The organism is Demequina zhanjiangensis (assembly GCF_030418315.1).
GTDB lineage: Bacteria > Actinomycetota > Actinomycetes > Actinomycetales > Demequinaceae > Demequina > Demequina zhanjiangensis.
Genome location: NZ_JAUHPV010000005.1, coordinates 283,570 through 300,532, shown reverse-complemented (window position 1 = coordinate 300,532; position 16,963 = coordinate 283,570). Strand labels below are relative to the sequence as shown.

Below are 16,963 nucleotides of genomic sequence, written 5' to 3'. Positions count from 1 at the left end.
GGCTGCAACGCCCCCACCCCCCCCGCCTGTCCCGCCGGCCGGGGGGGGGGGGGGGGGGGCCGCCCCCCCCCCCCCCCCCCACGACGGGGTTTCTTGATTGCTAGAGTGACGGGGAGGTGAGGGGCCATGAATCACAAGCTGAGGGACGATGAGGGCTTCGGGCTGACCGAGGTCATGATCTCCATGCTCCTGCTCCTCATCATCATGATGGCGATGATCTCCGCCGTGATCTCGGCGTTGCAGATCACCGCCAACAACGGCACCAACTCCACCGCCGCCGAGGCCGTGCAGCAGCGCATCGAGGATGTGCGCGCAGCCTCCGTCGCTGGCGACTGCGACGTCCTCGAGGGGGCAGCCCTTCCCACCACGACAGTCTCTGACGGACGTGGCGTCCTGATCACCGTGTCCGGCAGCCTCGCCTCGCCATGTGTCCGCGCCAGCGCGAGCGGCGAGCGCGACCCGGTGCAGGTGATGCGACTGACCGTGACTGCGAACTCAAGTGCTCCCGAGGCGAGCAACCCCGTGGTGACGACCACCACCGACATCCTTGTGAAGTTCCAGCCATGAGGAGGCTTCACATGAAGGCCCAGGACGACGACGGCGTGACGCTCGTGGAGCTGATCGTCTACATGGTGCTGCTCGTGCTCGCGCTGCTGATCGCAGGATCGCTCTACATCAACATCATCACCCACGAACGCTATGCGCGTGCAACCGCCGAGGCGACCAACGAGATCCAGACTGTGTTCAAGGAGCTCGAGTACGACCTGCGCAGCGCGGACTGGGCCGAGGTGAGCGGTGACGGCGACCTGCTCGTCATCCTCACCCGCAAGGCCGATGCGTCGGGCGCCAACGTCGCGCGGTGCGTCGGCTACTACTACGACGAGACCAGCGGCGAGCTGAGGCGCACGACGCGTACCGACAACGTCGACACCTCTCCGGCCTTCAACGCCTCCGGCGCGACTGCGATCCGCGCGGCGACCGACGCCTGGCCGCTGGTGCGCACCGACATGTCGAGCATCGACGGGGACCCTGTCTTCGGCCTTGAGGACAAGTACGGAGCGGGCAAAGCCGTGACCATTCAGCTGCGCGCCGACGCCTTCCAGGATCGCGCGCCCATCGACTTCGTGAAGAGCGTCTCCCTGCGCAAGCAGGCGGACCTGACTCTGTCGTGCAAGTGAGGGAGACGAACGTGTCCAGGACAGGAATTCTGCAGAGGCTGCGGGGAGCATCGGACCGCGACAGCGGCGCCGCTCTCGTGATGACCCTCATGATCATGTCCGTGGGCGCGATCGTGATCACCACGCTCGTGTCCGTCACGATCTTCAACACCGCCTTCAGCGCGAAGTCGCGCGCGGACATGCGGGTGCTTGCCTCCGCGGACGCAGGCATCGACATGGTGATGGGCCTGCTCGAAGGCAAGAAGTACTCCGAGCTCCCCACCGTGTGCGGTCCGCTGACCTTCGTCATCAACGACGACGATGTGACGGTCACGACGGCCTACGACATCGTGGGCCTCGCCGACCCCGTCTCATGCCCCAGCGCGACTCAGATCGCAAGCGGCGTCACCCTCCAGTCCACGGCGGTCTCGGGAAACGTCCCGGTGGCCAACGAGACGGTGTCCAAGACGGTCGAAGCGGTGCTGCTCGCCACTCCCGAGGAGATGCCTCTCGACAAGGCGATCTTCTCTGAGGCGTCGACCGAGATCACCTCCAACACGACGGTGTCGGAGAGCACGTCTGGGGCCTCCGACGCTCACGTGTACACGAACGGCGGGTTCACCTGCAATACGCAGGAGACGATTGAAGGAAGCCTCTACGCCGCGCACGGCGACGTGGAGTTCGTGAACGACTGCAACATCCAGCTCGATGTCTGGGCCTCCGGCACGATCTTCTTCAAGGCGGGAACCTTCGTCAACGGTGACATCTACTCCGCCTCGACCGCGTCCACCGCGATCGAGCTCGTCCACTCGAACTCTGAGGTCACGGGTTCGGTGATCGCCAACGGCGGCATCGAGGTCGCGACCGCGGTAGGCGGCAACGTGGTGTCGCTCGCGGGCGCGGTGACCCTCAACGACAAGAGCGAGATCACACGAAACGTCCACAGCGCGCTCACGCTCTCGATGCTGGCGAGCGCGAGGACGGACGGCAACGCCGCCTCCAACACCGAGATCACCACCAACGCACGCCGCGCGAACGTGGTCGGTGTGGCGACCGCGCCTGTCATCGCGAACGACCTCAATGCGGGGAGCAAGGTCATCGGCACGGCGCCGAGGCCCTCCATCGCCGGCCTCCCCGCGCCGCTCGGCTACCCGACTGAGGTGGTGGCGCCGCCTCGCGAGGAGTTCCCCTACTTCACCATGAATGAGGAGGACATTCTCCTCTGGCAGGCGGACGGGTACAAGGTGAACATCCTGGACGCCTCAGCATGCAGCACGCCCGCCGCGCTCAACGCGATCAATGCCGCCGACTACGGCGACGAGGGCAAGGCGCTGGTGATCTTCGACGAGTGCACGACGCCGGTCTACTTCGCTCAGCACTCAGACCTCGTGGTTCACGGAGACCTGGGTCTCGTGTCGAAGAGCGGCTTCCACATCGACAACCAGGTGGACATCGTCACCGATGCGCCGGACCGGCCTGAGCTCGTGTGGATGGTTCCTGCAGACGCTCCCAACGTGACCTGGGTGAGCGCTGGTGAGGCGAGCCAGATCACTCCGATCTGCACCCCGCAGAGCAGCCGCTATACGTCGACCGGTATCAGCCAGGACCTGTACTTCCAGAAGTTCAAGGTCGTGGGCGTCGACATGCTGGCCTACACTCCGTGCTCGTTCCAGCAGGACACGGGATGGGACTCGCAGTCGGACCCGTGGACCGGTCAGCTCTACGCCGGCAATGTGCAGCTGCATAACTCCTTCGACCTGAAGATGAGCATGATCGGGGTTCCGTCGAACACGAACGCGACGCCGAACGAGAACGACACGCCGGACTTCCAGCTGATCTCCCGCTACGACCTCTTCGGCTGACGTGACAGGATCCACCGCGCTCCTGGCGCTTCTCGCCGGGTTGATCGGGCTCGCCCTCGGGTCCTTCGCCAACGTGCTGATTCACCGCGTCCCCAGCGGTGCGTCCATCGTGAGCCCTCCGAGCGCATGTCCGGCATGCGGCGCCCGGATCAGGGCACGCCACAACGTTCCTGTGGTGGGTTGGCTCGTGCTTCGAGGGCGATGCGCAGACTGTGGCGAGCCCATCAGCCCTCGGTACCCGATCATCGAAGGCCTCGTCGGCGTGCTGTTCGCGGGGATCGTGGCAGTCGGCGGACTCACTGTGGGGACCGCGCTCGCGCTGGGTCTCGCGTACTTCGGCGTGGTGCTCTCGGCGATCGATCTGGAGACGCGTCGCTTGCCGAACCCGTTGACCGGCGCATTCGCGATCTACGTGGGCGCGGTGATCCTGGTCGGCGCCGCTGCGACCGGTGACTGGGGTGCCGCCCTTCGCGCACTGATCGGTGCTGCGGTTCTCGGACTGCTGTACTTCCTGGCGTTCTTTCTCTACCCCAAGGGGATGGGCTTCGGGGATGTGAAGCTTGCTCCGACGCTTGGCGCGCTGCTCGCGTGGTTCGGGTGGGATGTCCTGGCGGTCGGAGGGTTCGCGGCGTTCGTGTGGGGCGCGGCTTTCGGGATCGTCTCGATGATCGCATCGCGACGTTCCCACGGCGTGACCATCCCGTTCGGTCCATGGATGTTCGCAGGAGCCGTGACAGGGCTTGTCGTCGGAGGCGCCGTGGCGTCGTGGTACTTGGGGCTCGTAGGCCTCGACATTGCTTGAGTAGAACGTTCTTAATGCCGATATTCGCGTTGGTGCAGAGGAGGAGGGCACAGTGGGCAAGAAGACGCTAGCTGTCGACATCGGGACGTCCATCGTCCGGGTCGCAGAGGTGGAAGCCGGGGGAGGGGCCGACCCGCGGGAGGGTGCGACGTTGCATGCCTTCGGTGCGGCGTCCGTTCCCGCAGGCGTGATCAAGGACGGCACGATTGAGGAGCCTGGGTCGCTCGCGCAGTCCATCAGGGACGCGATCGCGGCGGCCAAGCCCTCGCAGAAGACCGTGACCGTAGGCATCGGACAGCCCAGCGTGATCGTGCGCGAGGTCGTGGTGCCCGCGCAGCCGCTCGACAAGGTGCGGTCCTCCTTGGCGTTCCACGTCGAGGACCAGCTGCCGATGACTGCGGATGAGGCGAACCTCGACTTCTATCCCACGCATGAGATCGCCGCCGACAGCGGGACGAGCCTGCGCGGACTCCTCGTCGCGGCACCGCGTGAGGTGGTGCGCGACGCGATCGAGGCTGTCGAGAAGGCGGGGCTGTCCGTCACCGCGGTAGACCTCAACGCGCTCGGGCTGTGGCGCAGCGGCTGCCGAGGCGAGCTCATGGGCTCCAATGTCGCCTTCGTCGACGTGGGTGCGTACAGCACGACCGTTGCGGTCTCCCAGGGAGGCATGCCCCGCCTGGTGCGGGTGATGCCGCAAGGCGGCAACGACGCGACGGCGGCGCTCAAGAGCGCTCTCAAGGGAACCGCGGCTGATCCCGAGCACCTGAAGCTCGAGGTCGGCATGGATCTCGCGACCAGCGACCCTGCGCGTCGCCCGTACGCGGAGACCGTCTCCCACGCGATGAGCCCGCTCATCGAGGCGGTGCGAAACACCCTGGTGTACTTCGCCAGCTCGAACCCCGGAGGCGCGGTCGAGCGGGTGGTCCTCACGGGCGGAGGCAGCCGCATGGCCGGCTTCGGCCAGGCCCTTGCGAGCGCGACGCGGCTTCCGGTGATGATCGGAGGGCCGCTCCAGGGCCTGGGCTTCGGCAAGAAGGTGAGCCGTGACGCGATCGCTCCCTACGAGCAGGAGTTCGCGACCGTCATCGGCCTGGCGATGAGGAGCGAGAAGTGAACCCGATCGCACAGAAGTACGGCGCTCCGCGCCTGCCGGGGATCAACGTCATCCCGCAGGAGATCGCCGAGAAGAAGAAGATGCGGGCCGCGATCACCACCGCGGTGCTCGTGGTGCTCATCGCCGTCGCCGTGGTGATCGTGGGGTTCGTCCTGGCGTTCATCGCGCGCGTCGCCATCGAGGCCGATCGTGACAGCGCCGTCGAGGACGAGCTCGCTGCCGTTGCCGAACGCGACGGGAAGGCACAGATCTACTACGACGTGCTCGAGCGAGAGCAGGAGGAGTTCACGCTGGCGCAGATCGGCTTCGGTGAGATCGACTATGCGCAGCTCACTGCGTCGATCCAGGGCACGGCGAGTGGCGAGACCCGGTTCGAGGAGATTCACCTCGAGGGTCCGTCGGCGCTGGGAGTCGTTGACACGACGTCCGATGGGTCGGTTTTCGGGGGAAGCATCGGCACCGTGTCGTTCATCGCCCACGCCGAGTCCCTCGAGGCCGCGAACGCGTTGATCGCCAGCCTCGAGGCGGTGCCCGGCATCGCAAACGTGCGTGGTGTCACCGAGGCCGTCGGCTCCGACGGCGCCGACTCGTACTGGAGGCTTGAGGGCGAGGGAGTGCTCACCGACCTGCTGCTGACCGGCCGGCTGATCCCGACCGACGGTCTGACCGCCGTCGACTCGGCGCTCGCGCCCATCATCGGCCCGACGGTCGAACCGTCGCCGACACCCGTCCCGAGCGCCTCAGAGGAGGGCTGACATGCTGAACTCACGTTATGCGCCTGTGGCGGCACTGGCGGTACTCGGGATCGTGCTCGTCGCGGTGATCGGCTGGTTCCTCGCGATCCAGCCGCAGATCGAGGGAGCTGCGGAGGCCGCGACCGAGGCGGAGTCGATCCGCTCCAACACCGCGGTGATCGAGGGCAACTCCGCCCGGCTCGACGAATACCAGACGTTGCTTGACGCGGATGACACGATCGCCGCCGCGATCGACCTCAATGCTCCGTCGCGCTTCGATGTGGAGGGCTTCAGGACCCGGGTGCTCGCCGCGCTCGACGGCACCAACGTCGCATTGATCTCCGTCAGCCTCGAGGAGGGCGAGAGCGTCGACGGGTGGGAGCTCGAGCCCGGGATCCTGGTGTCGAACCAGGTGGCGCAGCTCTTCACGACTGGACCGATCGGCGTGTCATCCGACACACCCCAGGCCGCGCCGTCCACCGCTGCGGACGGCACCGTGGTCACTCCTCCCGGCACGTGGACCGCGGTCGTGACGCCTCGCGGAGGCGAGGCCTCGGTCACAGGCGACATCCGACGGGTCGAGGTGGTGTTCGAGATCGTCGGCAATGCCACCCAGGTGGACAGGTTCGTCACTGCGATGGCTGATCCTGAGCAGCAGCTCTTCCAGGTCTACGAGGTCACTCAGACTTCGGGCACCACGGACGACATCCTTGAGGACCGCACCGGGACCGACAACGACATCCTTGCGACGATCACGGGTGCCCTCTACATCCACGAGGCGGACCTCAGCATCATCGATGAGGACGTGCTGGAGCCGGCCACTCCGCAGGACGACGGGTTCATCGAGACCCCGTAGCCGCTCCTCGCTTCATCGGGCCGGGTTCCTCTGACGAGGGCCCGGCCCGACGTGTCTCACCATCCGGACGGGCTGATCTGACATGCAAGAATGTGAGCCATGCTGAGATGGCTCACTGCAGGCGAATCGCACGGCCCGGCGCTGGTCGGCACTCTCGAAGGGCTTCCCTCGGGTGTCGAGGTCACGACGGCTGAGATCCAGGGTGCTCTGGCACGTCGACGGCTCGGCTACGGGCGTGGCGCGCGCATGAAGTTCGAGCAGGACGCGGTGACGATCCTGGGCGGGGTGCGGCACGGCGTCAGCCAGGGTGGCCCGGTCGCGATCATGGTCGGCAACACCGAGTGGCCCAAGTGGGAGACGGTCATGAACGCCGATCCCGTGGACCCGGAGGAGCTCACGGGAGCCAGGGCGGCCGCGCTGACGCGGCCCCGCCCTGGGCACGCGGACCTGGTGGGCATGACGAAGTACGCCTTCGACGACGCTCGTCCGGTCCTCGAGCGGGCGTCGGCCCGCGAGACAGCCGCGAGGGTGGCACTCGGCCAGGTCGCTGAGAACTTCCTCGAGCAGGCCGCTGGGATCCGGCTCGTGGCCCACACGGTGCAGGTGGGCCCGGTCACCATCCCCGACGACGCGCCGCTGCCGCCGGCCGACGCGACCCCAGCGCTCGACGAGGACCCGATCCGCTGCTTTCACGCTGAGACCGCTGCGGAGATGATCGCGGAGATCGACGAGTGCCAGAAGGCCGGTGACACGCTCGGCGGCGTCGTCGAGGTCGTGGCCTACGGTCTGCCCGTCGGCCTCGGAAGTCACGTGCACTGGGATCGCCGCCTTGACGCGCGCCTGGCCGCAGCGATGATGGGCATCCAGGCGATCAAGGGGGTCGAGATCGGTGACGGACTGCGCACGGCCGCACGCCGCGGCTCGCAGGCGCACGACGAGATCGAGTACCGCGATGGAGGCGTCACGCGCCGCACCAACCGGGCGGGCGGTCTTGAGGGTGGCATGACGAACGGCGAACCGCTGCGGGTCCGCGCCGCGATGAAGCCGATCAGCACCGTGCCACGCGCGCTCGACACGATCGACACCGAGACCGGTGAGGCGGCGAAGGCCATCCACCAGCGCAGCGACGTCTGCGCAGTGGCTCCTGCGGCGGTCGTCGCGCAGGCGATGGTGGCGCTGACCGTGGCCGACGCTCTCCTCGAGAAGTTCGGCGGTGACTCGGTCGAGGAGGTCCGACGCAACATCGAGTCGTACCGCGCCTCCGTCCCCGAGCACCTGCGCTGATGGGCGGGCCACGCGTCGTCCTCATCGGGCCGCCGGGAAGCGGGAAGTCTTCCGTCGGCACGCGCCTGGCACAGCTGCTCGGCGTGGAGTGGCGGGACACCGACCACGACGTCGAGAAGTCGGCAGGGAAGTCGATCGCCGACATCTTCATCGACGACGGAGAGGAGCGGTTCCGGGAGCAGGAGGCTCACGCCGTCGCTCATGCGCTTTCTGAGCACACCGGAGTGCTCTCCCTAGGCGGCGGGGCGATCATGGACCCTCGCACCGAGGAGAGGCTCGTCTCGTATGTCGCGGCCGGGGGAGAGGTCGTGTTCCTCGACGTCTCGCTGTCCAAGGCGGCCCCGCGGGTGGGTCTCAACGCCGCGCGTCCTCTTCTCGCGGGCAACCCGCGCCAGCGCTGGCTCGAGCTCATGGAGGCCCGCCGTCCCGTCTACGAGCGGATCGCCACGCGAGTCGTGATGACGGATGGCCTCACGCCTGCCGCCGTCGCCGCGACGATCGCCGAAGGGGAAGGGTCATGACAGCCACGGTGAGGGTCGAGTCCGGTGCACCCTACGACGTGACCGTGGGCACGGGCCTGCTCGAGCGGGCGGTCCAGGAGCTGCCGGCCGCCTCACGCAAGGTGCTGGTCGTCCACGCGGCGCCGCTGAGGCAGGTGGCCGACGTCATGCGCGCGCGTATCGAGGCCTCCGGACGGGAAGCCGTGCTCGCAGAGGTGCCCGACGCGGAGTCGGGAAAGACGGCTGAGGTGGCCGCATTCTGCTGGCAGGTGCTCGGCAAGTCGGACTTCACCCGCTCGGACGTGGTCGTCGGCGTGGGTGGTGGAGCGGTCACCGACCTCGCGGGCTTCGTCGCCGCCACGTGGATGCGTGGGATCGCGGTCGTGCAGGTCCCGACGACGGTGCTCGCCATGGTCGACGCGGCCGTGGGCGGTAAGACGGGCATCAACACCACCGAGGGGAAAAACCTGGTCGGCGCGTTCCACGAGCCGCACGCGGTGTGGTGCGATCTGGCGATGCTGGAGACGCTGCCGGCCTACGACCGGGTGGCTGGGTTGGCCGAGGTCGTCAAGGGCGGGTTCATCCGCGACGGCGTGATCCTCGACCTGGTCGAGGATCACGCGGACGCGCTGAAAGCAGAGCAGCTCTCGCCGGAGGCCCTGGAGGTCCTCGAGGAGCTCATCACCCGCAAGGTCCGCGTGAAGGCCGAGGTGGTCGCCGCGGACCTGAAGGAGTCGCACCTGCGCGAGATCCTCAACTACGGGCACACGTTCGGGCACGCGATCGAGTACACGGAGCGCTACCAGTGGCGTCACGGCTCCGCCGTCGCGGTCGGCATGGTGTTCGCCGCGGAGCTCGCGCACCTTGCAGGGAAGCTGTCCGAGGCGGACGTCGACCGCCACCGGGCGATCCTGTCCTCGCTCGGTCTGCCGACGACGTACCCGCCGGGACGCTGGGACGCGCTGCTCACGGCGATGCGGCGTGACAAGAAGACTCGAGGCGACCTGCTTCGGTTCGTCGTGCTGCAGGGCATCGGTAACCCCGTCCGGCTCGAAGGTCCCGACCCAGCACTGCTCGTGGGCGCGTACGACGCCGTGAGCTCGTGACCCACGGATAGCCTTGGGGTCATGACCACCGTTCTGATCGCCAACGGCCCGAATCTCGGAAGGCTCGGCTCGCGCGAGCCAGAGAAGTACGGCAGCACGAGCTTCGACGCGCTCTCCCAGCTGTGCAGAGGCTGGGCCGACGAGATCCTCGGTGCGACGGCGGACGTCCGGCAGACCGACGACGAGTCCGAGCTGGTCGGATGGATGCATCAGGCCGTCGACGCCGGCACGCCCGTGATCCTCAACCCTGCCGCCTTCACGCACTACTCGTATGCGCTTCGTGACGCGTGCGCGATGGTCACGGCGGCGAGCCTGCCGCTGATCGAGATCCACCTCACGAACCCGCATGCGCGCGAGGAGTTCCGGCACACCTCGGTGATCTCTGGCATCGCCACCGGCACGATCGCCGGATTCGGCACTGACTCGTACCGGCTGGCGATCACCGCGCTCGCCGGCCGCCTCGGCTAGAATCATCTGCGGCCCGTCGCGCGCACGGCGTGCGACCACATGAAGCGATACACGAAGGACTAGACGTGGCGACCTCGAACGACATCAAGAACGGCTCCGTGCTCAACCTCGACGGCAACCTCTGGTCCGTCGTGGACTTCCAGCACGTCAAGCCCGGCAAGGGCGGCGCGTTCGTGCGCACCAAGCTCAAGAACGTGCTCTCGGGCAAGGTTGTCGACAAGACGTTCAACGCTGGCGCCAAGGTCGAGTTCGAGACCGTTGACCGTCGGGACATGCAGTACCTGTACAACGACGGTACGGACTTCATCTTCATGGACCCCACCTCGTTCGACCAGGTGCCCGTGTCGCCGGCCGTCATGGGCGACGCGACCGACTACCTGCTCGAGAACGAGTCCGCGACCATCGGCTCGCACAACGGCAACCCCATCTTCCTCGAGCTCCCGGCCTCGGTCGTGCTCGAGGTGACGTACACCGAGCCCGGCCTCCAGGGCGACCGCTCCTCGGGCGGCACCAAGCCGGCGACCCTCGAGACCGGCAAGGAGATCCAGGTGCCGCTGTTCCTCGAGGCGCCGGTCAAGGTCAAGGTCAACACCTCCACGGGTGAGTACCTGGGGCGCGTCAACGACTGAGACAGCTGAAGACGGCCTCCAGGTGGACGTTCGGCACCGGGAGGACTGATACGGTCACGCGCATGATCTCGGTGAGCAGGGGCCGCGCGCCGGTTCAGGTGATGCGCCGCCTCCTCGCCAGGCGGGCGGACGTCGCCTGGGACGCCTCGTGGCCCGTGGTCGCACTCGTGCTGCTGGCGGTCACCACGATCCACGTGGTCGTCGCGTGGGGCGCCTCGTACCCCACGAACTCGCTCGACGAGATCGTGATGGTCGGCTACTCGCGTGCCATCGCCGGGGTGGACCCGGGATGGCAGCTCTCGGGCTCCGGGTACATGCCGGGGCTCGCGATTCTCATGGCGCCTGCGTGGTGGTTCACGCAGGACCCGGCCACCGTCTATCAGGGCGGGATCGCGATCACTGTGGCGCTGGCCATGGCGGCGATCTGGCCGCTCGCGCTCCTCGCCCGACGCGCGGGGCTCACGGTGCGCACCGCAATCGTGACGGCCGCCGTCCCGACGATCGCTCCGGCTCCGGCACTGATGTCCAACTACCTGGCATCGGAGTCGTTGCTGCTGCTGGCGACGGCCACCTCGCTGGTGCTGGCAGACAGGCTGGTACGTGTCAGGACCATCGGAGCGGGCATCCTGCTCGGTTCGGCAGCGTCGGTCGCGTTCCTCGCGCATGGACGGGCCCTCGCGCTCGGCGTCGCTGTGGCGATCTGGGTCGTCTGGGTGTTCCGCCATGAGGTGCGGATTGCGGCAGCCACCCTCGGTGCGTTGCTCCTGGGGTCAGGCCTCGCCTATCTGCTCTATCGCGCGGTCTCAGCTCAGGTGCTGCTCGACGACTCACGCACATCGACCACCGTCTCGGAGTTGAGCAATGGCTCGGTGCAGGGGAGCATCGGGGCACTTGTCGGCCAGTTGTGGTACCCCACGATCGCCTTTCCCGCCGTGGTGGTGGTCGCTGTGCTGTTCCTTGCCAGGAAGGCCCGGACCGACAGCCTGGCGACGTTGATCCTGCTCGCTACGGCAGGGTCGCTGGCGCTCGCTGTGCTCCAGTTGAAGCCAGCAGCGTCGCTGAGGCTCGATACGTGGTTCTACGGCCGCTACAACGAGCAGCTCTGGGTGGTGCTCGCAGTGATCGGAGCCGCCGTTCTGGTGCGGGTCGTGTGGCCGGGGCTCGTCGCGCTTGTCGTCGCGGTCAGTGCTGCTCTCGGGGTCGGTTTCCTCGCGATCACTGTCCCTCAGATGAGCGTGACCCAGTACTGGGTGGACATGCATGTGTTCGGCGTCGCGCCGTGGCTCAGCACTGAACGGTACGGCAACGGCGAGATGCAGAACTGGGGGACGATCGTCGGCGTCGGCCTCCTGCTCACCGTCGCAGTCGGCGTGCTCTCGCTGGTTCGTTCGGCGGTGGTGCCTGGACTTCTCGTGATCTGGGCGGCGATCACGCTGGGGTACGACGCCATGAGCCCTGCGCTCCGCTCCGACGCGAGGTCCTCGGACGACACGCCGCTTCCGCAGGAGATTCTGAACTCGGGGGAGGTCTTGTGGCTCGATCCCGGCTCAGGTACCGAGGGGAACTCCGTGGTCTTCGGCGCGAGGGATCTGGTGGTGTCGGTGTCCGCCTATGATGATCTGCCCGAGGACGTGGCGGTGTACATCGCGCCGTTCTCCGTGCAGGATCCTGCGGACGTTGGTGGGCTCCTGTGGGGGGACGGCGCTCAAGGGCTCCTCAACCTGTGGGTGTTCCCGGGCCCGTTGCAGGACGATCTCCTCCGTCAAGGTCTGGTGGCTGAGCCCGTGCCGCTGGGAGGGTAGCGGCGGGGCTGCAACGGCTCCGATCGGCCGATGACGATTCCCGACGCGCCCCTCCTACCGCGTATCCTTGTGAGTCGCATCCGCGCTGCCCGACGCAGCACACCGATCTCAGGAGGCACCCAGCCCATGGCCGCACGCACCAAGGCCCGCAAGCGCGCGCTCGACATCCTCTTCGAGGCGGACCAGAAGGGCGCGAACGTCGCCGACGTGCTGGAGCAGCGCCTTTCCGAGTCTGGACGCGAGACCCCGCTTCCCGCGTACTCCGAGGAGCTGGTGCGCGGCGTCGTGTCGCGGTGGATGGAGATCACCGCGCTGATCCAGGAGGCCTCGCCGGACTGGTCGCTCACGCGTATGCCTGCCGTGGACCGCGCCCTGCTGCGGATCGCCACCTGGGAGATCCTGTTCAACCCGTCCGTGCCGACCGCCGTCGCGGTCGACGAGGCGGTGGACCTCGCCGCGGATCTGTCGACGGACGACTCGCCCAAGTTCCTCAACGGCGTGCTCGGCAAGATCGCGCGCGACGCGCCGGCGCTCCCGTCGGACATCTCCGCCGAGGACGACGACGCGGTCGAGCCTGCCGAGTCGGCGTCCTCCGCCGACTGACGCCATCCCGCTGACCCGCGGCGCGACACCGGTGCGCGTCCGCTACCCTTGTCTCGACACCCTTTAACCACCGTCCTGTGAGGCGGAGAAGGAGGTCGCCTTGACCGGCACCCTGCTCGGCGCGCCCGATATCGGCCGCGCGCTCACCCGTATCGCCCACGAGATCCTGGAGCGCAACGACGGAGCCGATTCCGTCGTCCTCCTCGGGATCCCGACTCGTGGGCTTCCGCTCGCGGAGCGGATCGCACATCGCATCGCCGAGGTCGAGCCCGACTTCGATGCCGACGCGCGGTGCGGCGCTCTCGACATCACGATGTACCGAGACGACCTCCACAAGCAGCCGACGCGCGCGATCGGCACCACGAGGGTCCCGTCGGCGGGCATCGACGACCAGGTGGTCGTCCTGGTCGACGACGTGCTTCACACCGGCCGCACGATCCGCGCCGCCCTCGATGCGGTGAAGGACCTGGGCCGGCCGAAGGCGGTGCAGCTCGCCGTCCTCGTGGACCGTGGCCATCGCGAGCTGCCGATCCGTGCCGACTTCGTGGGCAAGAATCTGCCGACGTCGCGCAGCGAGCGCGTGGACGTCCATCTGGAGGAGATCGACGGCGACGACGCCGTGATCCTCTCCGCAGGGAGGTCCGACGCATGAGGCATCTGCTGAGCACTCAGGACCTGTCCCGCGATGACGCGATCCTGATCCTCGACACGGCGGGCCAGATGGCGGCCACTCAGGAGCGCGAGGTCCGCAAGCTGCCTACGCTGCGCGGCAAGACGGTCGTGAACCTCTTCTTCGAGGACTCGACCCGCACGCGCATCTCGTTCGAGGCCGCCGCGAAGCGCCTTAGCGCGGACGTCATCAACTTCTCCGCCAAGGGCTCGAGCGTGTCGAAGGGGGAGAGCCTCAAGGACACCGCTCTGACGCTTCAGGCGATGGGAGCCGACGCTGTCGTCGTGCGCCATTGGGCGTCGGGCGCCGCCTACCAGCTGGCCCATGGCGGGTGGCTGCACGGGAGCGTGCTCAACGCGGGAGACGGCACGCACCAGCACCCCACCCAGGCGCTGCTGGACGCGTTCACGATGCGCCGGCACCTCGTCGGCTCGCCCGAGGGTGCCGGACTCGACGGACTGACGGTCGCGATCGTCGGCGACGTGCTCCATTCCCGCGTGGCCCGCTCGAACGTCCAGCTCCTCCACACGCTGGGCGCCAAGGTCGTCCTGGTGGCTCCTCCGACGCTGGTGCCCGTCGGGATCGCGCGGTGGCCGTGCGACGTGGTGCACACGCTCGACGAGGCCATCGAGGGCTACGACATCGACGCGCTCATGATGCTTCGGGTCCAGCGCGAGCGCATGACGGGAGGTGGCTCGGCCTTCTTCCCGAGCCCCGAGGAGTACACGCGCCTGTTCGGGCTCGACGGCGACCGCCTGGGACGCCTGCCCGAGCACGCGATCGTGATGCACCCTGGACCCATGAACCGTGGCCTGGAGATCTCCGCCGAGGCCGCCGATTCGCCCCGCTCCGTGATCGTGGAGCAGGTGGGCAACGGCGTCGCCGTGCGGATGGCCGCCCTGTATCTGCTTCTTGCCGGAGAGGAGGGCGCGCAGTGAGCCGCCCCATCGTCATCCTGAACGCGTCGCTGTACGGCGACACGACCGCCAGCATCGTCGTCGAGGACGGCGTCATCACCCAGGTCGGCGAGACCGTCGACGCGCCGGAGGGCGCCTGGGAGATCGACGCGTCGGGCCTCGTCGCGCTGCCCGGACTGGTGGACCTCCACACGCACCTACGGGAGCCTGGCCGCGAGGACGCCGAGACCATCGAGACCGGCTCGCGTGCCGCCGCGGTCGGCGGCTGGACCGCCGTCCACGCTATGGCGAACACCAACCCGGTGTCGGACACGGCCGGCGTGGTCGAGCAGGTCTACTCGCGCGGGCAGGAGATCGGACTGGTGGACGTGTTCCCGGTGGGCGCGGTCACCGTGGGCCTCAAGGGCGAGCACCTGTCCGAGATGGGCGCGATGGCCAACTCCCGTGCGCGCGTCCGCCTCTTCAGCGACGACGGCGTGTGCGTCTACGACCCGGTGATCATGCGTCGTGCCTTGGAGTACGTGAAGACGTTCGACGGCGCCGTGGTGCAGCACGCGCAGGACCTTCGCCTGACCGAGGGCTCGCAGATGCACGAGGGCGAGGTGTCCGCCGAGCTCGGTCTCGCCGGCTGGCCCGCCGTCGCCGAGGAGTCGATCGTGGCGCGCGATGCGCTGCTCGCCGAGCACGTCGGCTCGCGGGTGCACGTCCAGCACCTGTCCACCCGCGGCTCCGTGGAGATCGTGCGCTGGGCGAAGGATCGCGGCATCGCCGTCACGGCCGAGGCCACGCCTCACCACCTGCTCCTCACCCATGAGTCGGCGCGCACCTACGACCCGCTGTTCAAGGTCAACCCGCCACTGCGCACCGAGGACGACGTCGAGGCGCTCCGTGCCGCCGTGGCCGACGGCACGATCGACATCATCGCGACCGACCACGCCCCGCACGCGAGCGAGGACAAGGACTGCGAATGGGCCGCCGCGTCGTTCGGCATGCTCGGCCTCGAGACCGCGGTCGGCGTGGTCCAGAAGGTGCTCGTGGACTCCGGTCTCATGACGTGGCGCGACGTCGCCCGCGTGATGTCGGAGAACCCCGCGCGCATCGGCAAGGTGGACCACCTTCACGGCCGCCCGCTCGCCGTGGGCGAGCCCGCCAACATCACCCTCGTGGACCCGAAGGCCGCGTGGACCGTGTCCGCCGACGCGCTGTCCTCGCGTGCCCGCAACACCCCGTACGGTGGCATCGAGCTGCCGGGCCGCGCTGTCGTCACGCTCCTGCGTGGCGCGCCGACCCACATCGATGCGAGCCTGAACCCCCCGACTGAAGGAGTCCCCGCGTGACAGACACGGCTCTGCTCGTCCTCGAGGACGGGCAGGTGTTCGAAGGCAAGCGCTACGGCGCCGCCGGGCAGACGCTCGGCGAGATCGTCTTCAACACCGGCATGACCGGCTACCAGGAGACGCTCACCGACCCGAGCTATCACCGTCAGATCGTCGTGATGACCGCGCCGCACATCGGCAACACCGGCGTCAACGACGAGGACGACGAGTCGACCCGGATCTGGGTCGCCGGGTACGTCGTGCGCGACCCTGCACGCGTGCCGTCGAACTGGCGCGCGACCCGCAGCCTCGACGACATGCTCGTGGACCAGGGGATCGTCGGCATCTCGGGGATCGACACCCGCCAGCTGACGCGCATCCTCCGCGAGGGGGTCATGCGTGCCGGCATCTTCTCGGGCGATGCGCTCGCCCCGGTCGACGAGCTGGTGACCCGCGTGAAGAACGCCGAGGAGATGGCCGGCGCGCACCTGGCCGACGCCGTCTCCGTGGACGAGCCCTACGAGATCGCGCCCAAGGACGGCACCGACACCGGACTTCACGTGGTCGCGGTCGACCTCGGCATCAAGGCGATGACCCCTGAGCGGATGGCCGAGCGTGGCATGCGCGTCACCGTCGTCCCGTCGACCATGACGGGGGAGGAGATCCTGGCCATGAAGCCCGACGGTGTCTTCTTCTCCAACGGCCCCGGCGACCCTGCCGCCGCGGAGCGCTCCGTGGGAGAGCTGCGCAAGGTGCTTGACGCCAAGGTGCCCTTCTTCGGCATCTGCTTCGGCAACCAGCTGCTCGGCCGCGCGCTCGGCTATGGCACCTACAAGCTGCCCTTCGGCCACCGCGGCATCAACCAGCCCGTGATGGACCGCACCACCGACAAGGTGGAGATCACCGCGCACAACCACGGCTTCGCCGTCGACGCCCCGCTCGATGGCGACAGCGACTCGCCTGCCGGCTACGGCCGCGTCAAGGTGAGCCACGTGTGCCTCAACGACGACGTGGTCGAGGGCCTCGAGTGCCTCGACATCCCTGCCTTCTCGGTGCAGTACCACCCGGAGGCGGCCGCGGGTCCCCACGACGCCGCCTACCTGTTCGACCGGTTCACCGACCTCATGAAGGGGGAGCGCTGAC

18 protein-coding genes are annotated in these 16,963 nt (G+C 68.1%); all 18 read left to right on the top strand.

All coding sequences use genetic code 11. The features are described from left to right. Positions 1-126: 126 nt before the first annotated feature. The 18 genes from QQX04_RS10160 (at position 127) to carA (ending at position 16,962) form a co-directional block, all read left to right on the top strand. Positions 127-567, top strand: coding sequence for a PilV family protein (locus QQX04_RS10160; RefSeq protein WP_301128796.1), 441 nt, complete (start codon positions 127-129; stop codon positions 565-567). A gap of 11 nt (positions 568-578) precedes the next feature. Then, complete coding sequence (locus QQX04_RS10155; protein ID WP_301128794.1) at positions 579-1,178, top strand: hypothetical protein; 600 nt, start codon at positions 579-581, stop codon at positions 1,176-1,178. 11 nt (positions 1,179-1,189) lie between these two features. After that, the gene (locus QQX04_RS10150; RefSeq protein ID WP_301128792.1) at positions 1,190-3,019 is read left to right on the top strand and encodes a hypothetical protein; all 1,830 of its coding nucleotides are present in this window, start codon (positions 1,190-1,192) and stop codon (positions 3,017-3,019) included. 1 nt (position 3,020) lies between these two features. Further along, positions 3,021-3,821 carry a prepilin peptidase gene (locus QQX04_RS10145; protein ID WP_301128791.1) on the top strand — a complete coding sequence of 267 codons (801 nt, stop codon included), beginning with the start codon at positions 3,021-3,023 and terminating at the stop codon, positions 3,819-3,821. Positions 3,822-3,873: 52 nt separating this feature from the next. Beyond that, positions 3,874-4,935, top strand: coding sequence for a type IV pilus assembly protein PilM (gene pilM, locus QQX04_RS10140; RefSeq protein WP_301128789.1), 1,062 nt, complete (start codon positions 3,874-3,876; stop codon positions 4,933-4,935). Further along, positions 4,932-5,690 carry a hypothetical protein gene (locus QQX04_RS10135; protein WP_301128787.1) on the top strand — a complete coding sequence of 253 codons (759 nt, stop codon included), beginning with the start codon at positions 4,932-4,934 and terminating at the stop codon, positions 5,688-5,690. Before pilM ends, QQX04_RS10135 begins: the two co-directional genes overlap by 4 nt. A 1-nt stretch (position 5,691) precedes the next feature. Beyond that, positions 5,692-6,525: a hypothetical protein gene (locus tag QQX04_RS10130; protein WP_301128785.1), complete on the top strand. Its 834-nt coding sequence runs from the start codon at positions 5,692-5,694 to the stop codon at positions 6,523-6,525. A gap of 99 nt (positions 6,526-6,624) precedes the next feature. After that, positions 6,625-7,809 (top strand): chorismate synthase, encoded by a 1,185-nt coding sequence (gene aroC, locus QQX04_RS10125; RefSeq protein ID WP_301128783.1) that lies wholly within the window; start codon positions 6,625-6,627, stop codon positions 7,807-7,809. Next, positions 7,809-8,330, top strand: coding sequence for a shikimate kinase (locus tag QQX04_RS10120; protein WP_301128781.1), 522 nt, complete (start codon positions 7,809-7,811; stop codon positions 8,328-8,330). The genes aroC and QQX04_RS10120 overlap by 1 nt, the downstream gene beginning before the upstream one ends. After that, positions 8,327-9,415, top strand: coding sequence for a 3-dehydroquinate synthase (gene aroB, locus QQX04_RS10115; RefSeq protein ID WP_301128779.1), 1,089 nt, complete (start codon positions 8,327-8,329; stop codon positions 9,413-9,415). Before QQX04_RS10120 ends, aroB begins: the two co-directional genes overlap by 4 nt. A gap of 21 nt (positions 9,416-9,436) precedes the next feature. After that, the gene (locus QQX04_RS10110; protein ID WP_301128777.1) at positions 9,437-9,883 is read left to right on the top strand and encodes a type II 3-dehydroquinate dehydratase; all 447 of its coding nucleotides are present in this window, start codon (positions 9,437-9,439) and stop codon (positions 9,881-9,883) included. 65 nt (positions 9,884-9,948) lie between these two features. After that, positions 9,949-10,512, top strand: a complete 564-nt coding sequence (gene efp, locus QQX04_RS10105; RefSeq protein ID WP_301128775.1) for an elongation factor P — start codon at positions 9,949-9,951, stop codon at positions 10,510-10,512. Positions 10,513-10,574: 62 nt separating this feature from the next. Continuing rightward, complete coding sequence (locus QQX04_RS10100; protein WP_301128773.1) at positions 10,575-12,314, top strand: hypothetical protein; 1,740 nt, start codon at positions 10,575-10,577, stop codon at positions 12,312-12,314. A 126-nt stretch (positions 12,315-12,440) separates the two neighbouring features. Next, on the top strand, positions 12,441-12,917 hold the full coding sequence (nusB, locus tag QQX04_RS10095) for a transcription antitermination factor NusB (RefSeq protein ID WP_301128772.1): 477 nt from the start codon (positions 12,441-12,443) through the stop codon (positions 12,915-12,917). Positions 12,918-13,017: 100 nt separating this feature from the next. Then, positions 13,018-13,569 (top strand): bifunctional pyr operon transcriptional regulator/uracil phosphoribosyltransferase PyrR, encoded by a 552-nt coding sequence (gene pyrR / locus QQX04_RS10090; RefSeq protein WP_301128770.1) that lies wholly within the window; start codon positions 13,018-13,020, stop codon positions 13,567-13,569. After that, positions 13,566-14,525 carry an aspartate carbamoyltransferase catalytic subunit gene (locus QQX04_RS10085; protein ID WP_301128768.1) on the top strand — a complete coding sequence of 320 codons (960 nt, stop codon included), beginning with the start codon at positions 13,566-13,568 and terminating at the stop codon, positions 14,523-14,525. The genes pyrR and QQX04_RS10085 overlap by 4 nt, the downstream gene beginning before the upstream one ends. Then, on the top strand, positions 14,522-15,841 hold the full coding sequence (locus QQX04_RS10080) for a dihydroorotase (protein WP_301128767.1): 1,320 nt from the start codon (positions 14,522-14,524) through the stop codon (positions 15,839-15,841). The genes QQX04_RS10085 and QQX04_RS10080 overlap by 4 nt, the downstream gene beginning before the upstream one ends. Continuing rightward, positions 15,838-16,962: a glutamine-hydrolyzing carbamoyl-phosphate synthase small subunit gene (gene carA, locus QQX04_RS10075; protein WP_301128765.1), complete on the top strand. Its 1,125-nt coding sequence runs from the start codon at positions 15,838-15,840 to the stop codon at positions 16,960-16,962. The genes QQX04_RS10080 and carA overlap by 4 nt, the downstream gene beginning before the upstream one ends. Position 16,963 lies beyond the last annotated feature (1 nt).